Annotated in this window: 22 protein-coding genes; 10 read left to right on the forward strand and 12 right to left on the reverse strand. The window is 49.8% G+C overall.

What is annotated here, in order from left to right; all coding sequences use genetic code 11:
* Positions 1–4: 4 nt before the first annotated feature.
* From ACZ45B_RS08600 to ACZ45B_RS08610, 3 genes are read right to left on the reverse strand one after another with little or no spacing between them, the layout of a single operon-like run.
* Positions 5–889, reverse strand: a complete 885-nt coding sequence (locus ACZ45B_RS08600) for a tRNA (5-methylaminomethyl-2-thiouridine)(34)-methyltransferase MnmD (RefSeq protein WP_024545847.1) — start codon at positions 887–889, stop codon at positions 5–7.
* A 37-nt stretch (positions 890–926) separates the two neighbouring features.
* On the reverse strand, positions 927–1,946 hold the full coding sequence (gene mltG, locus ACZ45B_RS08605) for an endolytic transglycosylase MltG (RefSeq protein WP_464674851.1): 1,020 nt from the start codon (positions 1,944–1,946) through the stop codon (positions 927–929).
* 58 nt (positions 1,947–2,004) lie between these two features.
* Positions 2,005–2,601, reverse strand: a complete 597-nt coding sequence (locus tag ACZ45B_RS08610) for a DUF3727 domain-containing protein (RefSeq protein WP_464674852.1) — start codon at positions 2,599–2,601, stop codon at positions 2,005–2,007.
* Between the two features lie 128 nt (positions 2,602–2,729).
* Between ACZ45B_RS08610 and ACZ45B_RS08615 the strand changes: the two genes are divergently transcribed.
* The 3 genes from ACZ45B_RS08615 to metK all read left to right on the forward strand — a co-directional run bounded on the left by ACZ45B_RS08615 (position 2,730) and on the right by metK (position 5,500).
* Complete coding sequence (locus ACZ45B_RS08615) at positions 2,730–3,077, forward strand: hypothetical protein (RefSeq protein WP_024545846.1); 348 nt, start codon at positions 2,730–2,732, stop codon at positions 3,075–3,077.
* Between the two features lie 43 nt (positions 3,078–3,120).
* Positions 3,121–4,113 carry a UDP-glucose 4-epimerase GalE gene (gene galE, locus ACZ45B_RS08620; protein ID WP_029681800.1) on the forward strand — a complete coding sequence of 331 codons (993 nt, stop codon included), beginning with the start codon at positions 3,121–3,123 and terminating at the stop codon, positions 4,111–4,113.
* Positions 4,114–4,246: 133 nt separating this feature from the next.
* Positions 4,247–5,500 (forward strand): methionine adenosyltransferase, encoded by a 1,254-nt coding sequence (metK, locus tag ACZ45B_RS08625; protein ID WP_024545844.1) that lies wholly within the window; start codon positions 4,247–4,249, stop codon positions 5,498–5,500.
* Between the two features lie 124 nt (positions 5,501–5,624).
* On the opposite strand, the gene crtH is transcribed toward metK, so the two are convergent.
* Both crtH and rpmF read right to left on the reverse strand, forming a co-directional pair.
* The gene (crtH, locus tag ACZ45B_RS08630; RefSeq protein WP_024545843.1) at positions 5,625–7,166 is read right to left on the reverse strand and encodes a carotenoid isomerase; all 1,542 of its coding nucleotides are present in this window, start codon (positions 7,164–7,166) and stop codon (positions 5,625–5,627) included.
* 222 nt (positions 7,167–7,388) lie between these two features.
* Positions 7,389–7,556: a 50S ribosomal protein L32 gene (rpmF, locus tag ACZ45B_RS08635; RefSeq protein ID WP_024545842.1), complete on the reverse strand. Its 168-nt coding sequence runs from the start codon at positions 7,554–7,556 to the stop codon at positions 7,389–7,391.
* Positions 7,557–7,735: 179 nt separating this feature from the next.
* Here rpmF and ACZ45B_RS08640 point away from each other — a divergent pair, with 179 nt between their 5' ends.
* The 6 genes from ACZ45B_RS08640 to ACZ45B_RS08665 all read left to right on the forward strand — a co-directional run bounded on the left by ACZ45B_RS08640 (position 7,736) and on the right by ACZ45B_RS08665 (position 14,003).
* A complete protein-coding gene (locus ACZ45B_RS08640) occupies positions 7,736–8,836 on the forward strand; it encodes a DUF389 domain-containing protein (protein ID WP_029681799.1) in 1,101 nt (366 codons plus the stop codon).
* 280 nt (positions 8,837–9,116) lie between these two features.
* A complete protein-coding gene (pstB, locus tag ACZ45B_RS08645) occupies positions 9,117–9,923 on the forward strand; it encodes a phosphate ABC transporter ATP-binding protein PstB (protein ID WP_024545840.1) in 807 nt (268 codons plus the stop codon).
* Positions 9,924–10,199: 276 nt separating this feature from the next.
* Positions 10,200–10,688 carry an FHA domain-containing protein gene (locus ACZ45B_RS08650; protein WP_024545839.1) on the forward strand — a complete coding sequence of 163 codons (489 nt, stop codon included), beginning with the start codon at positions 10,200–10,202 and terminating at the stop codon, positions 10,686–10,688.
* Between the two features lie 68 nt (positions 10,689–10,756).
* Complete coding sequence (locus ACZ45B_RS08655; RefSeq protein ID WP_024545838.1) at positions 10,757–11,557, forward strand: TIGR03943 family putative permease subunit; 801 nt, start codon at positions 10,757–10,759, stop codon at positions 11,555–11,557.
* Between the two features lie 51 nt (positions 11,558–11,608).
* Complete coding sequence (locus ACZ45B_RS08660; protein ID WP_024545837.1) at positions 11,609–13,171, forward strand: phospholipase D-like domain-containing protein; 1,563 nt, start codon at positions 11,609–11,611, stop codon at positions 13,169–13,171.
* Between the two features lie 43 nt (positions 13,172–13,214).
* Positions 13,215–14,003: a tetratricopeptide repeat protein gene (locus tag ACZ45B_RS08665; RefSeq protein WP_024545836.1), complete on the forward strand. Its 789-nt coding sequence runs from the start codon at positions 13,215–13,217 to the stop codon at positions 14,001–14,003.
* A 13-nt stretch (positions 14,004–14,016) separates the two neighbouring features.
* Here the strand turns inward: ACZ45B_RS08665 and recQ are convergent, their stop codons facing one another.
* The 5 genes from recQ to ACZ45B_RS08690 form a co-directional block, all read right to left on the reverse strand.
* Complete coding sequence (gene recQ, locus ACZ45B_RS08670; protein WP_024545835.1) at positions 14,017–16,149, reverse strand: DNA helicase RecQ; 2,133 nt, start codon at positions 16,147–16,149, stop codon at positions 14,017–14,019.
* A 22-nt stretch (positions 16,150–16,171) separates the two neighbouring features.
* Positions 16,172–16,807, reverse strand: a complete 636-nt coding sequence (locus ACZ45B_RS08675; protein ID WP_024545834.1) for an exopolysaccharide biosynthesis protein — start codon at positions 16,805–16,807, stop codon at positions 16,172–16,174.
* 65 nt (positions 16,808–16,872) lie between these two features.
* Positions 16,873–17,334, reverse strand: a complete 462-nt coding sequence (locus tag ACZ45B_RS08680) for a DUF3122 domain-containing protein (RefSeq protein WP_236612449.1) — start codon at positions 17,332–17,334, stop codon at positions 16,873–16,875.
* Between the two features lie 120 nt (positions 17,335–17,454).
* A complete protein-coding gene (htpG, locus tag ACZ45B_RS08685; protein ID WP_024545832.1) occupies positions 17,455–19,428 on the reverse strand; it encodes a molecular chaperone HtpG in 1,974 nt (657 codons plus the stop codon).
* Positions 19,429–19,687: 259 nt separating this feature from the next.
* On the reverse strand, positions 19,688–20,521 hold the full coding sequence (locus tag ACZ45B_RS08690) for an acyl-CoA desaturase (RefSeq protein ID WP_024545831.1): 834 nt from the start codon (positions 20,519–20,521) through the stop codon (positions 19,688–19,690).
* Positions 20,522–20,928: 407 nt separating this feature from the next.
* Here ACZ45B_RS08690 and ACZ45B_RS08695 point away from each other — a divergent pair, with 407 nt between their 5' ends.
* Complete coding sequence (locus ACZ45B_RS08695) at positions 20,929–22,158, forward strand: methionine gamma-lyase family protein (protein ID WP_024545830.1); 1,230 nt, start codon at positions 20,929–20,931, stop codon at positions 22,156–22,158.
* On the opposite strand, the gene rodA is transcribed toward ACZ45B_RS08695, so the two are convergent.
* A complete protein-coding gene (gene rodA / locus ACZ45B_RS08700) occupies positions 22,155–23,318 on the reverse strand; it encodes a rod shape-determining protein RodA (protein ID WP_315862143.1) in 1,164 nt (387 codons plus the stop codon). The two genes, ACZ45B_RS08695 and rodA, sit on opposite strands and share 4 nt — an antisense overlap.
* 160 nt (positions 23,319–23,478) lie before the next feature.
* Positions 23,479–24,621: a quinone-dependent dihydroorotate dehydrogenase gene (locus ACZ45B_RS08705; protein WP_024545828.1), complete on the reverse strand. Its 1,143-nt coding sequence runs from the start codon at positions 24,619–24,621 to the stop codon at positions 23,479–23,481.
* Between the last annotated feature and the right edge of the window lie 44 nt (positions 24,622–24,665).

The following is a 24,665-nucleotide window of genomic DNA, read 5'->3' on the forward strand; positions in this document are numbered from 1 at the left end:
CACTTCAGTGAAGGCTCTCATGGTGGCGATCGCCTCGCCGAAGTAGCCAACGCTTTTTCCAACGGCTCGTCGACTCCCAGTGGCTCTGGCTTTGTTCCTGTCGCCGACGCTGCAAAATGGTTAAGGCATCATCTTGGAGGGTTGGGTCACGGTAGGCGATCGCCGCATTGGTTTGTAGATGCTCCTGTTCCCGCTGACTGAGGGGCAGTAACCCATCAAAACTCCATCGCGCCGCCGTTCCAGGCGATTTTCGGCCAATGCCAGGAATTATTCCCAGACACAAACCTGCCTCCCGGAGAGCCAGTCGCACCGCAGCCGCACAGGAATAGGTCGCCAAATAACCCTCTGGGGCAAGGCACCGGGCGACTAACGCCAAAAATTCTACTGTCCATAACTGGGGACATTTGGGCGGTGAAAAAGGATCAAGAAAAATGGCGTCAGCCAGAAAGCCCGCAGCAATAACCTGTTGGATCGTCTGGCGTGCGTCGCCGATCAATAACTGCGCCGTTAAATTTTTTTGATCAACCCGCAAATTGTGACTCAGGTTGGCCAAGGCTGCCCGAACACCTTCTGGATAAGGATTTAGAAGATTATGCTGGATACTCCCCCAGGCGATCGCCTGGTCTCGTTCCAGGGCAAATAGGGTGACATGGCAATGGGGATTCACCCGCCAAATTTCCGCGAGGGCCGCCGCACTATTGTGGCCGAGGCCATAACAAATATCTAACAGATAGAGGTGGGAGCCTTGGGCCAAGTCCGCAATATGACAAGGAAGCAAAAACTTTTCTTGGGCTTCCCGTTTTGCCCCTACCTGGGAATGGAAATGCTCCTGAAACTCGGTCGAAAAAAAGGTGTAAGAACCATCTGCGGTTAATTGGGGAGTGAGCATGAGCACCATCGCCAATCTATTTGTACATAAAAAAGAGTTATTCAGGACTATCGTTGACAGCCGCACGAATCCGTTGGGTTGCCGCCTCATGCTCCCCTAAGGTGCGGCTAAAGACATGGGTTCCGTCATAGTTAGCCACAAAGAAAAGAAACTCCGTGTTCTCCGGGGTTGTCGTTGCCTGAAAGCTTGCGACGCCAGGGGAGGCGATCGCCCCCGGTGGCAAACCCGCATTTAGATAAGTATTGTAAGGATGGGGAGTGCGCACCTGTTCTAGGGTGAGGGGCTGTTCCTTTGTTTGTCGAATGCCAAGGGCGTATTCTACCGTTGGGTCTGTTTCGAGGCGCATTTCCCGTTCAAGGCGATTCACAAAGACCCCCGCAATGGTAGGGCGCTCTGCTGGAATCACCGCCTCTTTTTCCACAATGCTCGCCAGGGTCACCCATTCCGCAAGGGAAAGTCCCAAGGGTACTGTTTCCGCATCATAGAGAGGGAGGGCCACCGCTTCAAACTGGCGCAACATCTGGTCAATGATTTCCATTGGGGTAGGTTTGGCCGTACCCAGATTATAGGTATCAGGATACAAAAAACCTTCTAGAGAGGTTAACCCTTCCGGCAGCCAGGGAAACTTGTCCCGGGGAATTGTTTTAGTCGCCGCAACAAAGTCTGCTGCCGGGAACAAACCCAGGGCTTCAAAGCGATTGGCCATCTGTTGAATTGACCAACCTTCAGGAATCGTGACGCGGCTTTGGACGACCTCGCCGGTCCAAATTTGTTGGGCGATCGCCGGAAGTTCTTGATTCGGCGGAAATTGATAAATTCCAGCTTTTAAGCTGCCTTGGGGTTCTGTCAACCGCAGCCAAGCAACCCAAATGCGCCAAGCCTTAGGGGAATTGATTAATCCCAAAGCTTCCAAGTCTGCACCAATTTGTATCGCTGAAGTCCCCCCGGGGATTTCTAACTGTACCGTCTGTTCTGCGTTTGGCCCGGGGGCGATCGCCCAGCGCCACCAAGCCCAGCTTTGCCAAAACCCCAAACCAACAATGAGGGTGAAACCCACCTTGAACCAAGGAAATCTCCCCTGGCGGCGCCTTAGCGATTGTGGTCTTGGTGGTGCATTAATCGGCATCTTGGAGCATGAATGTATCAATTAAACGTTGAACCATCGGCTCCCCTGGTTCGAGAATTTCCATTTCATCCTCTGCCGTCACTTTCACAAACAGTGGGATCGGCTCTAGGGGCGTGTAGATGCTGTAGAGTTGGTCGAGATGGTAGAAGCGTGCCAACTCCTGGAGTTCTTCGGCTTCCAGTTCCTCACCTTCGTCTGCTTCATCCCCTTCAATTTCTAAGGAGAGAATTTTTTCTTCATCGAGGGGGGGGAGTTCACCGCGCACCGTCATCATGTGAGCCGTATCTAAGAGTGTGAGGTCTTGTTCTGCCAACACAGCCTTCGCATCGGGGAAGATTTCGGCGAGCTTTTCTGGGTCGTCAATTAATTCGGTTTCGGGGAGATCATTTTCTTCTTCTTCCTCGTCTTCATCCCAGGCTAACACCACAACTGGCGGATCGACGGGCATCAAAAAATAGTATTCGACCCCATCTTCGGTGATTTCATTTTCAACATAGCAATCTAGCGATCGCCCCATAGCATCGGTAAGGGTGACGATATCCTGAGCATCAAGCTCCTGTCCGGAATCAAAAGAAGGCGAAGACATAGATAGCGCGGGTCAAACAATAGAAATAAGTTTCTTCAGAATATCACGCAGAGGGAGGAATGTTTTGATTTGTCTAGCCCCCCCATACTCCCTTTATGATGTGTGAACGCCCCCATTGCGATCCGCCCATGTCCAAAGCCCCAATCACTGTCCAATCCGAGGTTGTCGCCCCCCTAACCAAAACATCCCAGGAGCAAGAATTTGAAGAAAAACGCCTCCAGGATATGCTGCTGTTGTTGGAAACGATGTTTCTGCGGGAGGAAACAACGGTCAAACTCGTTTTAGAATGTCTTTATGATATTGGTTCTGTTAATTTAATTAACGAAAAAGTACGTCGCCGCCCCCTCAATCGGCTGGCTAAATATATCGCCCGGTTTTCCAAGCCGGTATTTCGGATCTTAGCCTGGCGTTGGTTCATGAAAAACTGCCCCACGCTCCTGGTAAATTGGCTCCACCGTAAGGTTTCTAAATTTTAGGTTTTTAGCTCAGGTAAATAAAACAGTAGAGGAGGCGATCGCCATGGCAGGAAAAACGGTATTAGTGACAGGGGGAGCTGGCTATATCGGCTCCCAGGCGGTTTTAAGTCTCCAACGGCGAGGCTATCGGGTGATCGTCCTGGATAATTTGGTTTATGGTCACCGAGATCTGGTGGAATCGGTGCTCAAGGCAGAATTAATCGTTGGGGACACCGGCGATCGCCCCCTGTTAGATCAGATTTTTGCAGACTATGCCATTGATGCGGTGATGCACTTTGCCGCCTATGCCTATGTGGGAGAATCAGTCACCGAACCGGCGAAATACTATCGCAATAATGTGATGGGGACTTTGACTCTCCTGGAGGCAATGGTCGCCGCCGGGGTGAAGCAGTTTGTTTTTTCCTCCACCTGTGCCACCTACGGCGAACCAACAGAAATTCCGATCCCCGAAAGCCATCCCCAAAACCCGATCAATCCCTATGGCATGAGTAAGCTGATGGTAGAAAAAATACTCTGGGATTTTGACCGGGCCTATGGACTCCGATCGGTGATGTTCCGCTATTTCAATGCTGCTGGGGCTGACCCAGCAGGCAACTTGGGGGAAGACCACAACCCTGAAACCCACCTGATTCCCTTGATCTTGTTCGCTGCCCTCGGTAAACGGGAAAGTATTTCTATTTTTGGCACGGACTATCCCACCGCCGACGGCACTTGTATCCGGGATTATATCCATGTGAGTGACCTAGCCGATGCCCATGTGCTGGGCTTAGAATACTTACTCCAGGGGGGCAGCACCGATGCGTTTAATCTCGGCAATGGTAACGGCTTTTCGGTCCAAGAAGTGATTGCTGCTGCCCGCAAAATCACTGGCAAAAATATTCAGGCGATCGCCGGCGATCGTCGCCCAGGGGACCCCCCCAGTCTCGTCGGCAGTAGTGAAAAAGCCCGCACTATTCTGGGCTGGCAACCCCAATACGCCAACTTAGAACTGATCCTGCAACATGCTTGGCATTGGCACCAGCAACGACATGTATAAGACATCCACCAACTATTTTTTCATCATTTAGCAAACCCCCTGACCCCATTTCACAAAGAAAGGAACCCGAGCAGATAAAATAAAAAGCCACTACCCTGCTTGTCCACTTCTCAACCCAAGAGGATATACAACATTGTCTCGTCGTTATCTCTTTACCTCTGAATCCGTCACCGAAGGGCATCCTGACAAAATCTGTGACCAGATTTCCGATGCTATTCTAGATGCCGTTCTGACAGAAGACCCCACCAGTCGTGTTGCCGCTGAGGTGGTTACTAACACTGGTCTTGTCCTGATTACCGGAGAATTGACTACCCAAGCGAATGTGAACTTTATTCAAGTGGCTCGCCAGAAAATCGCGGAGATTGGCTATACCAATTCCGATAACGGCTTTTCTGCCAATAGCTGCTCCGTGCTCATTGCCCTCGATGAACAGTCCCCTGATATCGCCCAGGGGGTAACCAGTGCCCAGGAACAACGCCAGGAACTCAGCGATGATGAGCTAGATCATATTGGTGCTGGCGACCAAGGTTTAATGTTTGGCTATGCCTGCAACGAGACACCAGAGCTAATGCCTCTGCCCATTAGCTTGGCGCACCGTTTGTCCTTGAAGTTGAGTCAAGTGCGTAAAAGCGGGGAATTGTCTTACCTCGGTCCCGATGGCAAAACCCAGGTAACAGTGGTTTATGAAGATGGTAAGCCTGTTGGTATTGATACCGTCTTGATTTCGACCCAGCACACAGAAACCATTGATGACCTTACGGACAATACTGCTATTCAAGCTCGCATTAAAGCGGACTTGTTGGAAAAAGTGGTTAAGCCCGTTTTCGCAGGGGCAGCAGTGGGCCTCAGTGATGAGACGAAATTTTTGGTGAACCCCACCGGAAAGTTTGTTATCGGCGGCCCTCAGGGAGATTGTGGTTTGACCGGCCGCAAAATTATCATCGACACCTATGGCGGTTATTCTCGTCACGGGGGTGGTGCTTTCTCTGGTAAAGATCCCACAAAGGTTGATCGCAGTGCCTCCTATGCTTGCCGTTATGTGGCGAAAAATATTGTCGCCGCCGGCCTGGCGGATAAGTGTGAAGTGCAGGTGAGCTATGCGATCGGTGTAGCCCGACCTGTGAGTGTGATGATTGAAACCTTTGGCACTTGCAAGGTGGATGAAGACCGCCTTCTAGAAGTGGTGCAGAAGCATTTTGAGCTGCGCCCAGCGGGGATCATTCAAGCCTTTGATTTGCGTAATCTTCCGAGCCAGCACAATGGTCGTTTTTATCAAGATGTGGCGGCCTATGGCCACTTCGGTCGCACTGATCTTGACCTTCCTTGGGAACGTTTAGATAAGGTGGAAATCCTCAAACGGGAATTGGCAACGGCGGCGATCGCCTAGGATTCACCTCAAGTTCACCGAACGTTTTTCCAATTTCTCAAAAAATTGATCAACCCCCATCAAGCACGACTTTGCAATCTGTTGATGGGGGTTTTGAATTGCAAGATTTTAGACCAAAATCACATTAAGCGCCCAAATCTGTCGCCACCTTGTGGGCACAGGCGAAACCAGAGAAGGCCACCGCATTTAATCCCTGCCCCGGAAAGGTGCTATCCCCGACGCAATATAGGTTTTTCACTTCGGTTTTATTTACCTTCGGGGGGAAGCCGCTGAAATTAAACATTCCCAATAAACCGAGTAGCTTCCGCCGGGGAATGGGGCCATAGGAGCCGTTAATCCGTCCTAAAAACTTGCGGTGGGTGCGGGGGGTTCCCACTTCCATATAGTCCAAGCCCGCATCTAAACCAGGGAAAATCTTTTCGAGGCGATCGATTAACCGTCCCGCTGCTTCTTCCTTTTTCGCTTCATAATCTTTTGGCTCGAGCTTCTGCCACTCACTGATCCAACTGGGGGTGAAGGCATGGATGATGTGATAGCCGTCCGGGGCGAGGCTCGCATCGAGGAGGGTTGGAATTGAGACAAAAATTGTGCCTTGTTCTGCTTCCATATTCGCCCAATCTTCGAGGATGATGTGGTGGCATTCGGTGCCAGGGGGCAGTACCTCGGCCTTGACGCCTAAATGGAGGCTCAAAAAGCTGGGAGATTCTTGGTAATTTTCGGCCCATCGGGTTTCAAAAGAGGGCTTTTGTTCACTGGGTAAGAGTTTCTCGAAGGTATCCCAGCGGGTAGCATTGGAGACGATTTTTTGGGCACGGTACTCGCTGCCGTTGGCTAGCTGCACCCCCACAGCACGGCCATTTTCGGTCAGAATTTTGTGCACATTGGCGCCATATTGAATTTTGCCGCCGTGTTTTTCTAGCCCTTCGACTAATTTGACGGCAATTTGGCCAACGCCCCCTTCTGGGTAATTGATGCCGCCATAGTGGCGATCGCTAAAGACCATCCCGGCATTGATCATCGGGGTGAGCTGGGCTGGCACCACCGACCAGCAATAGCATTCCATATCGATGAATTTGAGTAATTCGGGGTCTTGAATGTACTGGCGGGCTAAATCACCGACATTTTTCGGGAGATATTTCAGCAGACCCAAACAGGCAAAGGGCTTTTGGGCAAAGACACGCAGTAGATAGCGGATTTCTTCGAGGGAAAGCAATTCGATGCTGTTGAGGCAGTTAAAAACTTTCCAACATTCATCATAAAATTTGCGAATCCCCTTAGCTTCATGGGGGAAGCGGGCGGTAAGCTCTGTGAGAAATTTTTCGTAGTCACGGTGAACGTCGATGTTGAGTTCGTTCGGTAAGTGATAGCTAATCTGGACCGGATCGGGAATGGTTTTGATCGACATATCCACCGCAGCCAGAGCGCGGGTTAGCAGGTTAGTTGTGCCGCGATCGCCAAAACCAAAAATCATCGAAGCGCCCACGTCAAAGCGATAGCCCTCGCGTTCAAAATAACCCGCACTGCCACCAGGGATAATGTAGCGTTCGAGCACCAGAACTTTGATCCCCTTTGCCGCCAGTTGGGTCGCTGTCACCAGTCCCCCGATTCCGGAACCAATGACAATCACATCATACTGGGGGGCAGAAATGGCAGTTTTAGCGGTCATAAACGGTCAAGCTCGCAGGATAGGCTATATTTTGACTGCTACATAGTCTACCGCTATTTTCCAGGAGATTGGGAAGGGAGAGCCCCTTATATTCCTAGCGATCGCCACGGATTTAGCAGTCAATTTCCACAAAAAAAGGTGGAAAATTTTCCACCCCTTTATGAACAACTATACTGATTTCGAATAAAAATTTAGAATGCGTTGACGTCAGAAAACACTGGTTTATTCTTCGTCGTCTTCGGGAGAGGGATAGACAAAGCTAGAACGACCGGTCAATACAGACTTGCCGAGGGAGAGGGCTTTTTTCGCTTCGAGGGTTGCCTTCCGCTTCCAGTTGGCCCGGCGTTGGTCGCGCTTTGCCTTCGAGGTTTTCTTCTTGGGAACTGCCATGGGATTAACTATAAATTTTTACAGAACCCCCATTATAAAATCTTCCCTTCCAAAAAGTAAGTCCTTGGTTAAAATCCTTCGGTGTTTCCTGGGGGAATCGATCAAGAAATCGGCCCGGACGAAGTTTTAGCCCCTACAATCGAGGGTCATAAAAGAAAGATCCAGGAGCAAAATCCACCATGGTCCTATATCGACGACGCTGGTATCGCAACCCCCAGGCTACCGGGGTAATTATGGAATGGTGGTTAGCCCTTGTAAAGGTTATCCAGTGGTTTATCCCCCAGCCAGCGGCCAACAAAAAAACGCGGCGGTTACACCGTGAATTGTTACTGGAGGCAAGCTGGCGTCTCAACTTCATTGTGTTAACCATCTGCTCTTGCTTAATCGCCACCTTCGGCCTGATCAGTAACAGTACGGCTGTGATTATCGGTGCGATGATCGTTGCCCCCTTGATGCTGCCTTTGCGGGGTTTGGCCTTCGCTGCCCTGGAGGGAGAATTAGTGCTTTTTTGGCGATCGCTCTATTCGATCACCGGTGCAACTGTTATTTCCCTGGCCCTATCATGGTTTATCGGCGTCATTGTGGGGATCCCAGACTTTGGGTCAGAACTAATCGCCCGGACTCAACCGAATTTGGTGGATATGGGCATTGCCCTATCGGCGGGGGCAGTGAGTGGTTTTGCAAAGATTCGCAAGGAAGTGAGTGATGCCGTGGCAGGGACGGCGATCGCCGTCGCCTTGATGCCGCCCCTCTGTGTTGTGGGCTTATCCTTTTCCCAGGGGTTTATGGACTACTCCCGGGGAGCATTTTTGCTTTACCTCACCAATCTTATGGGCATCACCCTCGCCTGTATGTTGATCTATATCTTGGCTGGCTATGCAGAAATTAACCAAACCCTTGGCTGGACCAGCATTCTCACTCTGATGCTACTGGTTCCCCTCGGCGCCAGATTCGTCGACTTGGTGACCCAATTGCGCCTCCGCCGTGACATCATTAGCCAGTTAACGACACGGACAATTACCGTCGGTCAAAATGTCAGCAATGTGAGGGTGCGAGTAGACTGGAACACTATCCCTGCAACGGTTTCTGTTCATCTCGATGCCACCAAAGCAATTACCCCAGGTCAAGTATTGCTCGTCGAAGAATTTTTACGCCGGGAAAATAACCGTGAGTTCCAGGTCATTTTCTACATCAATCCGCTCCAAGAGGTTAGAGGCGATGATCCAGAACCCCTAGACTTACAATTACCTAGTTTTAATACGGCGCCTCCAGCCGAGTAGGATGTCCAGAAAAAGCCCTTGAAACAAGTCCCAAAAAGGTTTACCTGTTCTTAAAGTCAAGATGCCTTAGGGCTGATAATATACTGGAGCCGAAAGTTTTGTTTTTTCTGATACTCCGGTTAATAAATTGAGCTTATTGAGACTGGCAAGCCTCGCCTTCAAGCAAGCTCTTTGGAATAACATGAGCCCTTCCATCAGCCTGAAATTTAATTATTCGGCAAGTTTTTTTAAGCTATTTCCCTCAAACCTTTGCATTCGGCCCCAGTAAGCTGTTGTCCCCATGATTGATTTAGTTGATAGTCCCAGCGCGACAGACTATGTGCTGCAAACCGAAAATGTCAGTGTTTATTACGGCAACTTCCTTGCAATCAAAGGCGTTTATCTCAATATTCCCACCAATCAAGTCACAGCATTTATTGGCCCTTCTGGGTGCGGCAAAAGTACTCTTCTCCGTTGTTACAATCGCCTCAACGATCTAATCCCCTCCTTCCGTATTGATGGGGACATCGCATACCACGGGAATAGTCTCTATGGCGCTACCGTAGACCCTGTGGAAGTACGACGGCGGATTGGGATGGTTTTTCAGAAACCAAATCCCTTCCCAAAATCGATCTATGACAATATCGCCTATGGTGCTCGGATTAATGGCTACCAAGGCGATATGGATGAGCTTGTCGAAAAGTCTTTGCGTCAGGCTGCCCTTTGGGATGAGGTAAAGGATAAACTACGCCAAAGTGGTTTGGCTTTGTCTGGGGGGCAACAGCAACGGCTTTGTATTGCCCGGGCGATCGCCGTCCAACCAGAGGTCATCCTCATGGATGAACCTTGCTCTGCCCTCGACCCGATTTCGACCCTCAAAATTGAAGAACTCATCCACCAGCTCAAGGCGCAATACACCATCGTCATCGTTACCCACAACATGCAGCAGGCCTCTCGGGTGGCAGACATGACGGCATTTTTTAATGTCAGAACGAAGGAGAACGGCACTCGCCAAGGCTATCTTGGGGAATATGACCGCACTGAAGTGATTTTTCAGAATCCCCAGGAGCAGGCAACACAAGAATATGTCAGTGGTCGTTTTGGTTAGAGATCTCAAAACGGTAACGCTTCTCAGGACTCTGCGACGGAAATTTGATTTCACCGGCAGTAGATAAGTCGTCCAGGTTATGGCCCAGCGAGTGCTGACTCCTCAATCAGGAAATTTTTATTGATTCCCCCCAAAGCAAGCCGGGCTTCGATAAGATAAAACAGTTTCAGGCCAAGACCTCGTTGCCTTGGACAGCAATGCTGTTGCACATGACGATCTAGCCAGTCTATTTTGGTTTAATCCTGTCCCTGATTATTTCCTTTTGCTTTGGAACCTATGAGCGTTGCTTCTTCTAGCACAACCAATCAACCTAAACATGTGTTCCTGGTTCAAGATGATGCTGGGCAACGGGAATACATCTTGACGGAGCACTACTATTCGATTGGACGGCACAGTAGCTGCGGCATTCATCTCCAGTCTCAGTTCGTTTCGCGACTTCATGCGACGTTAGTCCAGGCTGTGGAACGGGATAGTAGTATTTGCTATCGCATTGTGGATGGGGATGGGATCGAGAAAGCAAGTGCGAATGGGATTCTGGTCAATGGGAACAAAGTGAGTGGTGTCACACTCCAGGATGGGGATGTCGTCACCTTCGGCCCCCAGGTCTTTGGTCGCTATGAACGGCGATCGCGTCGTCCCAAATCCTATCCTCCGACCAATCCAGGGGAAGAAGATCCCTTTGATATCACCTTGATTGACCCGGCAATGCTTGAAGATGATGATCTTCCCCCCCTCGATGAAGAAGAATCAACCCAACTGTTTTGATGGGGAGGAAACAGAGGGATAGGCGGTGACTGAAGTGTTTATTTTTGAGGCTTTTTTCCAAAAACGTAATGGTTAATCTTTCTGCGCTAAAAGCGGCGGGCCTGGCCCCTTGGTTTGATATTTTGGCCCTTTTGCTCTGGGGAACATTACTCCTGAAGTACGCCTTGACGGGTCAATTGGCTCTGCTGATTCATCCGAACTACTTTGCGTTGTCGGTGGTGGCGGGGATTATTCTCTGCCTTCTGGGTGTCGGGAAATTGATTCAGGCGGTCAAACCCCAGGTCAGTGGCGGGGAGTCGGTACAGCATATTACGCTATTACCCAAAAATGTCGGCAGCATTTTATTGATCCTGGTGGCGATCGCCGGATTTTTGATTCCCCCCACCGTTCTCGCGAGCCAAACGGCGATCCAGCGGGGTTTAACCGAAGAATTACCCCTCACCCGGAGTCAACCGGAAAGTTTTCGCGCCAATTCTCCGCCGGAAGAACGCACCCTATTAGATTGGATTCGTCTCCTAAACGTTTATCCAGAACCCGATGCCTACACAGGTGATCCGGTACAAATCCAGGGGTTTGTCACCCATCTACCCCAACTTCCAGAAAACTACATGATGGTATCGCGTTTTGTTTTGACTTGTTGTGCGGTGGATGCCTATCCGGTGGGTTTGCCAGTCCGTCTCGAAGGTAACAGGGAAGACTTTCCGCCGGATTCTTGGGTAGAAGTGGATGGTAAAATGGCCACGGAAACCCTCGAACTCAACCTTGAGGATGCGAATACGAACAGCTCCAGTCAACCCCAACGGCAATTGGTGATTCATGCCAATACCATTGAACCGATTCCAACGCCGCGAAATCCTTATGAATACTAGATTTTGAGTCCTGTTACTGTTTTTTGCGCTTTTCTCCCATGGGCATAATCCATGATTTTCCCGCAGCGACGCCGTAATGTTTTTGTGTTTTGGAGCCTGGTTACTGGCTTTTTAGTCGGTTGCCAGGGGGGACAAAGCCAATCTCTTCAGGATGAACATATCCAGGTGTATTTCAATCATCGTCAAGGGAGGCGGATTACTTACCAGGAGCCTTATCGGGAGGTTAAAAGACCAGGGGATAATTTGGAAGCGGTGATTATCGCTGGTATCTATAGCGCTCAACAGACCATTGATATTGCGGTACAGGAGTTGAATTTACCATTGGTGGCGATCGCCCTGGCGGAACAAGCTGCCACTGGGGTAAAAATTCGGGTGATCCTGGAGAATAATTACCGTCGCCCTTGGCGAGATTTTGAAACCCAGGAAATTATTGAGCTCGATGACCGGGAGCAGGGAAAGTATCAGGAATTTGTTGCCCTCGCCGACGACAATAATGATGGTTTTTTGGATCCTGATGAGGTTGCGAAACATGACGCGATCGCCATTTTAGAAACAGCCGGTGTACCAATCTTGGACGATACCGCCGATGGGTCCAAGGGGAGCGGCCTCATGCACCACAAGTTTATGGTGATTGACGGCGTCAGGGTGATCACTGGCTCGGCGAATTGGACTCTCAGCGATATTCATGGTGACTTTGCTAACCTAGAAACCCTGGGTAATGCCAACCATATTTTAGAAATAGAAGACCAGGCGATCGCCCAGGCGTTTACCGCAGAATTTGAAGAGATGTGGACAGGCCGAAAATTTGGCCTCCAAAAAACCCAGGAACCGCCCCAACACTTTACTGTCGGCAACAGCCGCGTCACCCTACAGTTTTCGCCCTTTTCCCGCTCTCAACCCTGGGAAAATACCACCAATGGTTTAATCGGCGCGACCCTCGCCCAAGCCCAGGACTCTATTAGTCTGGCTCTCTTCGTTTTTTCTGAGCAAAATCTCGCCAATATTCTTGAAACGGAGTCCCAGGCAGGGACCCTAGTCAGGGTTTTAATCGATCCAGGATTTGCTTTCCGAGACTATAGCGATGGTCTAGATTTGCTGGGAGTGAATATCAAGACCCAATGCGATCCCTTCAATCGGCCCTGGGCTAATCCCATTGATACCGTGGGAACGCCGCGACTCGCCCGGGGCGATAAACTGCACCACAAGTTTGGCATTGTGGACGACCATACGGTGATTACTGGTTCCCACAACTGGTCCCAGGCGGCCAATACCCAAAACGATGAGGCCCTCTTAATTATTCGCAATGGGGCGATCGCCCAACAATTCACAACAGAATTTGAGCGGCTTTATGCAGATGCCTACCTGGGGATTCCACCTTTTATCGCCAGTAAACAACAACCGATGGCTGCCGATTGCACTCCCGCGGCCACCAGTGGCCCTGTGAATGTGAATACGGCCACGGCCGCAGAACTGGCAACCTTACCCGGCATTGGCCCCAGCCTCGCCCAGGGAATTATCGACACACGCCCCCACCGCAGCCTGGCAGATTTACAACGAGTGTCGGGTATTGGCGAAAAAAAAGCCGCCGACCTGGCCGGAAAAGTCACCTGGTAGAGACGCGCTATAGTACGTTCCATAATGTCTTTGATCCTGGCCCATGCGCTCCATTTTGATAATCTTTTGCAGCCTCTGCCTTTGGCTAAATCTCTGCTGCCCCAGTTTTGCCCTGACCAATGCCCAAATTTCGGAGGGCGATCGCCTGACTCAAACCGCGATCCAAGCAGCGAAAAAGGGGGATTTATTTACGGCGGAAAAAATTTGGTCTGATTTAATCGAAACCTTCCCTGAAAATCCGGCCCTCTGGAGCAATCGGGGGAATACCAGAGCCGGTTTAAACCAATTTGAAGCGGCCCTGGCAGACCTGAATGAAGCGATTCGCCTGGCCCCGGACCAGGTGGATCCCTACTTTAATCGCGGCGCGATCCTCGAACAGCTGCAACGGCTTACTGACGCGATCGCCGACTATGACAAGGCGATCGAACTGGATCCCAAAGAGGCGATCGCCTACCACAATCGCGGCAATGCCTATGGCAGTTTAGGAAATTGGGAGCAGGCGCGGCAGGATTACCAACAGGCGACGGCACTGGATCCCCGTTTTGCTTGGGCCGCCGAAAGTTATGCCCTCGCCCTTTATCAAGTGGGGGAAGAGCAGGCTGCCCTCGACCGAATGAAAGCCGTAGTGCGGAAATATCCGCTATTTGCCGATGCCCGGGTGGCGCTCACGGCAATGCTCTGGGGTCAGCACCAATTTGGGGAGGCCGAAAGTAACTGGGTTTCTGCCGCCGGGTTAGATGAGCGCTACCGAGATTTAGACTGGTTAAAGACGGTGCGCCGCTTTCCACCAAAACTACTGAGCGATCTGGAAAATTTTTTCAAGCTCCAGTAAAAGCCCCAAATTGCTATGCAGATTGTTGAATCAATTTGGCCCGCACCAGTTTTATCGCATCGTAGCTATATTTTTCCTGGAGATGTTCCCGCAGTTGGCTTAAGGACACTGGCCCCAGGGTGGCAATCGCCTGTTCGATTTCCGCTTGGGCCTCGGGTTTTACTAAGCGATCGAGGTCAATGGCTTCCCCACTCTGCAATAGGGTTGCCAGGTGCTCATTGATGGTGCCTGCCGTGAGATTCCGCTGTTTGGCGATTTCTATCACCGAAAGACCCTGTTGATAGAGTTGGAATGTAATTAACTGGGTGCCATTCACCTGGGGTTTCGGTGGAGCTTGGGTGGCACAAAATTCTTGAATCGCCGCCAAGAAGGGCTCGCCATAACGTTGATATTTAGCGCTCGTCACCCCAGAAATGAGAGAAAAATCCGCCTGGGTGCGCGGCCGCCGGGTCGCCATTTGCCGGAGGGTCGCATCAGAAAAAACCATGTAAGGGGCAATCCAGTTGGCATCGGCCAATTGCTTCCGCAGTTGGCGCAGTTCCCCAAACAGAATTTCCGCATCGAGATGATTGTCACCCATGCCCAGGATTTCGGCCGCTGTCTGTCGTCGTTCTATGGGGATATTCACCTGGCGCTGTTTTTTGAGAATTTCCCAACTGAGGTCATTGAGTTTTAAAATGCGATAGCCATCACTGCTTTCTAGCATTAGTCCCTGGTGCAAGAGCGATCGCCCGAGATTTTTCCACTCGTCTTTAGTGCGATCGCGGCCAATGCCGTAGGTAGAAAGCTCATGATGTTTATTCTGAAGAATCTTGTCTCGCTTTGAACCCTTGAGGACATCGATAATGTAGGCCATGCCATACCGTTCTCGGCAGCGGGCCACACAGGACAAAAACTTTTGGGCCTCGATGGTCCAATCTTCTAGGGGGCGAGGATTTTGGCAATTGTCACAACCTGCACAGTTCCCCAGAAATTGCTCCCCAAAATAGCTCAGTTGGATCGTCCGCCGACATTCACTCCCCTCGGCATAGTCGATCATTTTTTGTAGTTGCTGGTAAGCGATTCTTTTGTCCTGCTCGTCTTCTTTTAGTTCGATGAAATATTCCGCCTTTTTGATGTCCCCGGCGCTATAAAACAAAGTGCAGTGGGCTGGCTCCCCATCCCGTCCGGCCCGGCCCGATTCTTGGTAATAGCGTTCTAAATTTGTCGGCAAATCGTAATGCACCACAAAGCGTACATCGGGTTTATTAATTCCCATTCCAAAGGCGATCGTCGCCACCATCAGGGGCACATCGTCCCGGATAAATTGCTCTTGGTGATCGGCCCGTAAGCCGTCTGCTAGACCCGCATGGTAGGGCAGAGCTTTGATTCCGTCTTGTTGGAGGCGATCGGCCAATTCATCTACTTTTTTGCGACTAGAACAGTAAATAATGCCCGCTTGCCCGCGCCGTTTGCGGACATAGGTTAAAAGTTGAGTGTAGCTTTTGCTGCCCTTGGATACGACTTCATAGTAGAGGTTCGGACGATTAAAGCTGGTGCAATGAAAACTGGGGTTTTGGAGAGCAAGTTGGTCAATAATATCTTGGCGGACCCGTTGTGTTGCAGTGGCGGTGAAGGCATGGCAAGGGGTCTGGGGATAGCGTCGCCGGATATGAGTCAGTTGGCGATATTCTGGACGAAAATCATGGCCCCATTCAGAAACGCAGTGGGCTTCATCAACAACGAATCCGGCTAAACCGATAGACTGATACACATCTAAAAGAAAGTGCTGAAATCCTTCGTTAAAGAGCCGTTCGGGAGCAATATAGAGCAGCTTGATCTTGCCATTAAAAATGGACTGGATCCGCGATCGCGCTTGGTCAAGATTTAGGGTGCTGTTCAGAAAAGTTGCGCCAATGCCGTTGTCTGTGAGGGCATCCACTTGATCTTGCATCAGGGCGATCAGGGGAGAAATAACGACGGTTAGCCCAGGTTTGAGGAGGGCTGGCAACTGGAAACACAGAGATTTTCCGGCCCCGGTGGGCATCAGGGCGAGGATATCGCGGTTCTGGAGAGCTGCTTCGATGACGTTTTTTTGACCATGGCGGAAATTGTCATATCCGAAGAAGTGTTTGAGGGCGGCTTCTAGGGACGGAAACTGGGACATGGGAAACAAACTTTCAGAAAGACTAGCTTCCTAATCGTACCCTGATCCAATCTTTGATGATATCGAGGAAGCTCAAGCCGCCGTTAAAGAATACGTAAATGACGGACACCATCAGGATGGCGATCGCCCAAGAAAAAATCACACCAGCGGCACTAATTAAACCGTCGTCTTCTTGCAAACCAAAGGCGGTAATAAAGATGCCCATGGCGGGTAGGGTATTCGTCCCAGGGATCGGAATCATCATCGAGGTGGCCATCAGGGCCATGGTGATTCCCATGATCATCCGTCCGGTGCGGCTTTGGCAGACGAAGGGAAGCCGTGGGTGGGCGATCGCCTCCATTTTTTTCAGCCAAGGTAGCCCTTTTTCTAAAACCCCTTGGGCCATAGTTGTTTTAACGGTCTTTTTTTGCCATGACAGGGGCAACCATAATTGTGTCCGCCCAATAATTAACTGGATAGCAATCAAAAAAATAAGAATACCAAAGGGGGTCGAATAACCAGGGGCGGGGATGGGCAGGGCGGAAGGAAAGGATAAAATCGCCAGCACAATGCCAAATACTTTTTCTTCGGTGATCGCCATCACTTGGGCTAAACTCACCGTTTCACCACGGTCTTCTTCAAAAAAATAACGGTGCAATTCCTTCGAGAGGCGAGCCATAGTGAAACTTCAATCAGAGGGGACAGCTATTGAGCATAGCGCAACGCTGCAATTTTGCCTCAGTTTTACATCAGCAATTTCCACTCTAGGAGAACGGCCACAGGAATGGTCAAAGTCACGGGATCTTTAACGGGCAGAATCAGTTGAATTTTTCGATCCATTGGCAGTTTCGGTAAAATTTCCTTGAGATCAAATTGACCGACATTGGGGGCGGGGGCTTCGGTGACAAATTGATCCGCTGCCAGTAAATCTGCCTCGGTATTTAAGACAATGGTTAAGGGCGCAGGATGGATAAATTCTGTTTGGCCAGGATAACCCACAAGACGTAAATCTACTTCATCAACGACACCATCTTTCACTCGTTTAAATAACACCACTTGCCAAGTTTGATCATGGCGATCGCGGATAGATTGGCGGGATTGTAAAAGGATTTGTCCGGCAGTTTCTGCCTGTTGACGAATATCAGCAAAACTGGGGGCGATCGCCAAACTACTCCACAAAATCATCCCAAGACATACAGTGAGCACGAGCAATCTTGAGCATTGACGATGAATTATTTTCAACATAAAAAAGATCCCTCTACATGAGAAGGATCTTAATCAGTGAATGAAATTAAGTTGTTATTTAACCGCTATTTCTTCAACTTTTTACTTCTGGGTCAAACGAGTCAAAACTTGGTTCGACCGTTCCACAAAAGCTTTCATCCCATCTGCATCAAAGGCTTTTTGTGCCATCAGTGCCAAATCATAAACATGTTGACACATCATATCAATGGTTTCTTGGTTAGAAGATTGACCATCAACTTGGATAATTGAACCCTGACTGAGCTGATAAATATTTTCGATCAAAGGATGAGACATATTAATCATCAACACATGATCTTCAGGGAACTGCATGGTGGTTTGTTGCATCATTGCCGTCATTTCCTGGAGACGACGCATCGCTTCTGGTAATAACACCATGGCGGGAGGAGTTGCTTGGGTTTCACCAGATTTGATCGACTGGGTTTTGATATTGACTTTCGGCTTATTAATCGCCTTTTCAAAGATATCTTTAATCACCTCAGCACGGGTTTTATTTGTGGTTGGATCGATGATCTCACTCGCCTTGTCATCTTCTACTAAGCTCTGGTCTAATTCTGAATCTACACGGCAGAATTTGACATCATTGTGTTCCCGTTCAAGGAAAGGAATAAAGTAGTTTGTATCGATAAAGGAATCTAAATATAGAACCTCTAATCCTTGCGCTTTATATAGTTCGATGTAAGTAGATTGGGTACTGGCATCGGTGCAATAGAAAACGCGATTTTCATGCTTTTCTTGATTGCGCTCAAGATAATCTTTGAGAGTGGTAAATGGTTCGTTGGAAGTGGCTTTTTTCGCCTCTTTATTGACATCTTCCCAAATGTCACCATCATTACTCTGCACTTGAACTTCGGGAGTTTCGGGCTGGGCTTCGGGTTTGTAGGTGGTGCGATAGATGAGAATATCTTCAACTTGTTTTTTGAATTTCTCGTCGCGGATGCTGCCATATTTCACAAATGTGCCAACATCTTCCCAACTCTTGACATAATCGCTGTAGTTTTCGTCGTAAAGAGATTTCAGGCGATCGCCCACTTTCTTCGCGATGTAATCGGAAATGCGGCGCACAGTTCTGTGGTTTGTAAGCGCACTACGGGACACGTTCAGGGGAATATCTGTGCTGTCGATAACCCCACGCAATGGCATCAGGAATTCGGGGATCACTTCCTCACAATGATCGCTCACAAAGACTTGATTACAGAACAGTTTAATTTGTCCTTTGGTTACGTCAATGTCAGGGCGCAATTTGGGGAAATAGAGGATGCCATTTAACAGGAAAGGATAGTCGGTATTGAGGTGAACCCAGAGTAAAGGATCTTCTTGAAAGGGGTAGAGATAACGATAGAATTCGAGGTAATCTTCGTCGGTTAAATTTTGGGGAGATTCTTTCCAAATGGCGCGTTGTTTGTTGATTTGTTCCCCTTCAAACCGGATCGCCACAGGCATGAAATCAGAATAGGTTTTCACCAACTGACGAATGCGCTGGGGTTCGAGATACTCAATTTCCTCATCCATTATGGTGAGGGTAATCGTCGTACCAATGGTTTTTTTATCACTGGCAGCTACTTCAAATTCTGGGGAGCCATCACAACTCCAGTGGATCGCCTCTGCGCCATCTTTACAGGACAAAGTATCAATTTCCACGTGGGTAGCAACCATGAAGGCAGAGTAGAAACCAAGGCCAAAGTGTCCGATTAGATCATTGGCATCTTTGCCATATTTTTGGATAAATTCTTCGGCACTCGAAAAAGCGACTTGGTTAATATATTTTTTGATCTCTTCGAGGGTCATCCCAATACCGTTATCGGTAATCGAGAGTTGTTTTTTCTCCTTATTGACATCAATAATGATTTCACCGTCTGGCACATCAATACTGCTTTCACCTGCCATTTTTGCCATTTTTCGTTTGCTAATGGCATCAACTGCATTAGAAATTAATTCCCGCAAAAAAATCTCATGGTCTGTGTAGAGCGATTTTTTGATAATTGGGAAGATATTCTCAGTATGAATTGTAATATTTCCTTTTTCGAGGACTGTCATAGATCTTATGTTTAAAAATTTTATGTAGAGTTGCTCTCCATTTTGCCGGAAATGGGGCGTATGCTTGTAGGCGATCGCCGTCATCACCAGATGCGGATTACCCTACCTAGAAAACGAGCCTAGCGACCAAGGCCCATCCATTACTCAGAAATTCTCCTGACAACTTCCTCCTAAGGCATGGAAAGGGATAAAAAAAGATGCCCAGTTTTTAAAAGGGCATCTAGACAATGATTTTCCAAGGTTTTATTCTGCGACTGTGCTACTTCGTAGGGGCAAGACGGATATTCTTTGCAAAACCGAGTAACTGTAGAAAACGGATGGTCATCCAGGTCATATCAATTTCCCACCAATTCAGGCCGTGGCGGGCGGAGTATTGATAGGCATGGTGATTATTGTGCCAGCCTTCACCATAGGTGACGAGGGCAACCCACCAGCAATTTTTTGAGTGGTCGTCGGATTCATGGCTTTTGTAGCCAAACTTGTGGGTGGCACTGTTGACGAACCAAGTGCAGTGAAAAACTACTGCCAAGCGGAGAAAAATTCCCCAAATTACAAAAGACCAGCCGTTACCGACCCAAGCCTCACCCCAGCCATAGAGGGCCAGACCCAAAGCTACCTGAATGAGTACCATGTACTTCTGGCAAAACTGGTAGAAGGGATCATCCTTAATGTCTTTGATGTAGCGGTCAATATCCTTTCGCGCCGGGATTTCAAAAAGCATCCAACCGATGTGACTCCACCAAAAACCCTTATTGGAATCATGGGGATCAGGGGTGTTATCCGAATATTTGTGGTGAATTCGGTGTAGCCCAATCCAGTCGATCGGCCCCCCTTGGCAGGCGAGGGTACCGCAGAAGATCAAGAAATACTCAAGCCACTTTGGTACTTCAAAGCTGCGGTGGGAAACCAAGCGGTGGAAGCCGAGGGTAATGCCAATACCGCCGGTAATCCAGTGGAAGAGGAGGAAAACCCCAACGGCCTGCCAACTAAAGTTACCGGGCAGGAATGCGAGCAGGGCGACGATGTGGATCAGACTGAAATAGATAATGGTTGTCCAATCTAGGGGGAGTTTTTGGGAAGTGGCAGCAGTCATGAAATATCCTTTCTGGAAATAGTACTGTGGGACATGGTATGCGGAGGTTCCGTATTTTTTTTCCACTGCCCTACATCATAAACACAAGTACGGCGCAGCAAAGGGAAAACAGATGAACTCTGGAGGGGGAGACTTATCGCCAGGAAAAGGTTTTAAAAGTTAGGGCAAAAATCTTAGAAATTCCGAATTTTAGGCTTTAATAGCGTTGAATTGTTTTCTGGGCTTTGCTTTTAGATGCAAGCAGGGGTTTCTTTCGTTGAATTAAATCAAATTTAACATTTATTTACAAAGTTAATCGAGATTTGCTGAATTTTAGCGTGGAATTGTCAGGTACGTCCATGATATGGGCGGTGGTTCCATGGCTTGCTATGATCGGCTCGCTCTATTTTTTTCTGCTCATTTTCGCTATGAATGCCGCTGAAATTGTCCGCCAGGCGATCGCCTCCCTTGCTCCCACATTCCAAGAAATCGACCAGCAAACCCAAGAAAATCTCCGCAAGGTACTGGGGGCATTTCAGAAATATCGGGTCGGCGTTCACCATTTCAGTAGTGTCAGCGGCTATGGCCACGGGGATTTAGGGCGAGATACCCTCGACCAGGTTTACGCCGAGGTGATGGGGGCAGAGGCCGCCCTGGTACGGGTGCAATTTGTTTCAGGAACCCATGCGATCGCCGCCGCCTTGTATGGGGTATTGCGCCCTGGGGATGAAATGTTAGCGGTGGCCGGAGCCCCCTACGACACCCTCGAAGAAGTCATTGGTTTACGGGAAGCGGGTCAAGGTTCCCTCGCCGAATTTGGGGTGCGCTATCGGCAACTGGAGTTAACACCCACCGGGGAAATTGACTGGGACGCCCTCAAAGCCGCAATCCGTCCTGAAACCCGTTTAGCGCTGATCCAGCGTTCCTGCGGTTATTCCTGGCGCAAAAGCCTTTCTACAGCAGACATTCAACGCATTGTTGACATCGTCAAAGCCCAAAATCCCAACACCATCTGTTTTGTGGACAACTGCTATGGCGAATTTATCGAAACCCAAGAACCCACAGCCGTCGGCGCCGATTTGATGGCGGGCTCGTTGATCAAAAATCCCGGTGGCACCATTGTCACCGGGGGCGGCTATCTGGCAGGAAAAGCCGAGCTCGTCGAACAGGCTGCCTGTCGCCTCACTGCTCCGGGCATTGGTAGCCATGGTGGCCCCACCTATGACCAAAACCGCTTGCTCTATCAAGGTTTATTCCTGGCCCCCCAGATGGTGGCAGAGGCGATGAAGTGTACCCATCTGGTGGCGACAGTATTTGCAGAACTGGGCTATGAGGTGCAGCCCAAACCTTTAGAAAGGCGGCAGGATGTGATCCAGGCGATTAAGCTCGGCTCTCCCGAAAAATTGCAAGCCTTCTGTCGGGCTTGGCAAAAATTCTCTCCCATTGGCTCTTACCTCGACCCTGTGCCGGCCCCAATGCCCGGCTATGAAAGTGAACTGGTGATGGCCGGGGGGACTTTTATCGATGGCAGCACTTCGGAACTATCCGCGGATGGGCCACTACGGGAGCCCTATCTGGTTTTCTGCCAGGGGGGGACCCATTACACCCACGCGGCGATCGCCCTCGAAGCGGTATTAGAAACCTTTGCCACCCTCTAACGGGTGCGATTAGCGACCGATTGCACCAGGCCAATTGCAATAAAGTTTGTCAGGAGGGATGAGCGGCCATAGCTGAGCCACGGCAGAGGAATCCCGGTAATGGGCGCAATACCAATCGTCATCCCCACATTGACCAGCACTTGAAATAAAACCATGGACAGGACACCAACGGCGATGAGCGACCCAAAATTATCTTCGGTTTTACAGGCGATTCGGATCAGCCGGAGACAAAGCAACCAAAATAAAAACACCACAGTGATCGCCCCGATAAAGCCGAGCTCTTCACCAATGACCGAAAAAATAAAATCCGTGTGTTGTTCTGGGACATAGTTCAACTGGGTTTGGGAGCCGTTGTAAAGGCCGCTGCCCCAAAGTTGACCCGAACCAATGGCAATGCGCGATTGGATCAGGTGATAGCCGCCCCCAAGGGCATCTTGTTCAGGATTGAGAAAGAGGGTGATGCGATTTTTTTGGTAGGGCTGCAACATATTCCAAAGAATTCCGGCCCCCACCCCCGAGATCGCATTACCCAGCATTACCCCTACAGTACTCAACCACCGGTAGGGGAGAGTGAGCCAAGCCGTCAGTCCCATCAGCAGGAACCAGATGACCCACACAGGAAAAGCAACCCCAAACAGAATTGCTGAGACAATGGGGGAAACGATCAGCACAATCCAGCCAAAATTGGCGTTAGCCCAGTAGAGCATCCCCAAGGTGATTGCCCCAAAGACAAGGGACGTCCCCAAATCTTGCAGCAAGATAAGACAGCCAGGAATGGCAGCGATGACAAAAACCTTGAACAGCATAGGCAGACGGTCAGCAGTTTCCTGGTGGAGGGTCGCCGCTAGGGACAGGATAAGACTGACCTTGGCAAATTCTGAGGGCTGTACATGGAAGCCTGCAATGTTAATCCAGCTTTGGGCACCATTGGCGGTGACCCCGATAAAGAAAACAGCAATCAGAGAAATAATACTGAGACCATAAATTAACCAATGGCTCAGGACCAGTGTTTGGAAGCGTACACGGGCGATCGCCAAACAAATACCCAGGCCGACACCACCCGTGACCCAATGTTGCCACCAATCGGTAGAGCCGATGTTGAGTTGAGCGCTACGAATGGCCAAACCAGCCAAAATTGTGAGGCCGACGGTGACACTCATCAGCCACCAATCAATGCCCCACCAGGGGGCAATGGCATTGGTTAAGGGGTCGACAATATAGGTTTTAAAAGGGTGACGGCGTTGGGAGCGGCGAAACATCAGAATCTATGCCTGAAAAATCACTCCTATCTTGCCACAGACAGATGTTAAATTTGGAAAATTAGTCCTTGAAGTCGAGGGCGATCGCCTCGGAAATATGACTGAGGTTATGGGCCTCTAATTTAGCCAGTAAACCCCGCAGGATATTCGGCACAATCCAAGGGCCTTCGTAGATCCAGCCGGTGTAAAGCTGCAGTAAACTTGCCCCTGCTGTGATTTTTTCCCAGGCATGGTCGGCGGTAAAAATCCCCCCCACGCCGATAATGGGCAAACTTCCCTGGGTTTGCTCATAGATGAAACGAATGACTTCAGTTGATCGCTGGCGGACAGGCGCTCCACTGATACCTCCAGCTTCCTCGGCGACGGGATTACCGGTTTTTTCGAGCACTTTTGTTTTTAGCCCGTCCCGTTTGGTGGTGGTGTTGGTGGCGATAATCCCAGAGAGTTGATAGTCTTGGGCGATTTTAACGAGGTTGGCGATCGCCTCCCAGTCGAGATCCGGAGAAATTTTGATAAAAATTGGCTGCTGCTTGGTATTGGCCTCCTGGAGCGCTTCGAGGATCGGTTGAATCTGTTCACCCCCCTGGAGCGATCGCAAACCCGGCGTATTCGGCGAGCTGACATTCACCACAAAATAATCTGCCACCTCCTGCAGCGCCGCAAAACTCCCCTGATAGTCCGCTGCTGCCGCTTCTAGGGGGGTAACTTTTGACTTGCACAAATTAATGCCAATGGGGATGGTACGGGGTTCAATTTGCCAACTTTCCGCCAGGGTTTTTGCCATCACCGCTGCCCCTAGGTTATTTGCCCCCAGACGGTTGAGGGCTGCCTGGTCTGCGGGTAAACGAAATAGGCGGGGTAAAGGGTTACCGGGCTGGGCATGGAGAGTTACTGCTCCCATTTCTGCAAAACCAAAGCCAAAGCGCGACCACATCCCCGCTGCCATGGCATCCTTATCGCAGCCCGCCGAGAGGCCCACCGGATTCGGGAAATCTAAGCCCCAGAGGGTTTGGTGCAAGCGCGGATCGGTGACACAAAATTCTGCCTGCATTTCTTTTTTTGCCAAACGACTCCAGAGCAGATCGGGTGATCGCTCTAGCCAGTGCAAAGTGTTGATGAGCTGGCGGTGACCCTGTTCTGGGTTATCCCGAAAGGCGGCGAGCACAAGGGAATAACCGGGTTTTGCGAAGTTCAGTAATGCCATGGAGTTGAAAAGCCAAGAGTGGGGAGAAAAGTTATGAACAATCA

Source organism: Picosynechococcus sp. NKBG15041c (assembly GCF_055380235.1).

Excerpts from the sequence above, each read along its gene's own strand:
- ACZ45B_RS08675 (WP_024545834.1), bottom strand. The coding sequence starts at position 16,807 with ATGGCTCGCCTCTCGAAGGAATTGCACCGTTATTTTTTTGAAGAAGAC.
- ACZ45B_RS08610 (WP_464674852.1), bottom strand. The coding sequence starts at position 2,601 with ATGTCTTCGCCTTCTTTTGATTCCGGACAGGAGCTTGATGCTCAGGAT.
- pstB (WP_024545840.1), top strand. The coding sequence starts at position 9,117 with ATGATTGATTTAGTTGATAGTCCCAGCGCGACAGACTATGTGCTGCAA.
- ACZ45B_RS08660 (WP_024545837.1), top strand. The coding sequence starts at position 11,609 with ATGATTTTCCCGCAGCGACGCCGTAATGTTTTTGTGTTTTGGAGCCTG.
- ACZ45B_RS08695 (WP_024545830.1), top strand. The coding sequence starts at position 20,929 with ATGAATGCCGCTGAAATTGTCCGCCAGGCGATCGCCTCCCTTGCTCCC.
- rpmF (WP_024545842.1), bottom strand. The coding sequence starts at position 7,556 with ATGGCAGTTCCCAAGAAGAAAACCTCGAAGGCAAAGCGCGACCAACGC.
- ACZ45B_RS08650 (WP_024545839.1), top strand. The coding sequence starts at position 10,200 with ATGAGCGTTGCTTCTTCTAGCACAACCAATCAACCTAAACATGTGTTC.
- ACZ45B_RS08705 (WP_024545828.1), bottom strand. The coding sequence starts at position 24,621 with ATGGCATTACTGAACTTCGCAAAACCCGGTTATTCCCTTGTGCTCGCC.
- ACZ45B_RS08615 (WP_024545846.1), top strand. The coding sequence starts at position 2,730 with ATGTCCAAAGCCCCAATCACTGTCCAATCCGAGGTTGTCGCCCCCCTA.
- crtH (WP_024545843.1), bottom strand. The coding sequence starts at position 7,166 with ATGACCGCTAAAACTGCCATTTCTGCCCCCCAGTATGATGTGATTGTC.
- ACZ45B_RS08655 (WP_024545838.1), top strand. The coding sequence starts at position 10,757 with ATGGTTAATCTTTCTGCGCTAAAAGCGGCGGGCCTGGCCCCTTGGTTT.
- ACZ45B_RS08600 (WP_024545847.1), bottom strand. The coding sequence starts at position 889 with ATGCTCACTCCCCAATTAACCGCAGATGGTTCTTACACCTTTTTTTCG.
- galE (WP_029681800.1), top strand. The coding sequence starts at position 3,121 with ATGGCAGGAAAAACGGTATTAGTGACAGGGGGAGCTGGCTATATCGGC.
- ACZ45B_RS08665 (WP_024545836.1), top strand. The coding sequence starts at position 13,215 with ATGCGCTCCATTTTGATAATCTTTTGCAGCCTCTGCCTTTGGCTAAAT.
- recQ (WP_024545835.1), bottom strand. The coding sequence starts at position 16,149 with ATGTCCCAGTTTCCGTCCCTAGAAGCCGCCCTCAAACACTTCTTCGGA.
- htpG (WP_024545832.1), bottom strand. The coding sequence starts at position 19,428 with ATGACAGTCCTCGAAAAAGGAAATATTACAATTCATACTGAGAATATC.
- ACZ45B_RS08690 (WP_024545831.1), bottom strand. The coding sequence starts at position 20,521 with ATGACTGCTGCCACTTCCCAAAAACTCCCCCTAGATTGGACAACCATT.
- ACZ45B_RS08640 (WP_029681799.1), top strand. The coding sequence starts at position 7,736 with ATGGTCCTATATCGACGACGCTGGTATCGCAACCCCCAGGCTACCGGG.
- rodA (WP_315862143.1), bottom strand. The coding sequence starts at position 23,318 with ATGAGTGTCACCGTCGGCCTCACAATTTTGGCTGGTTTGGCCATTCGT.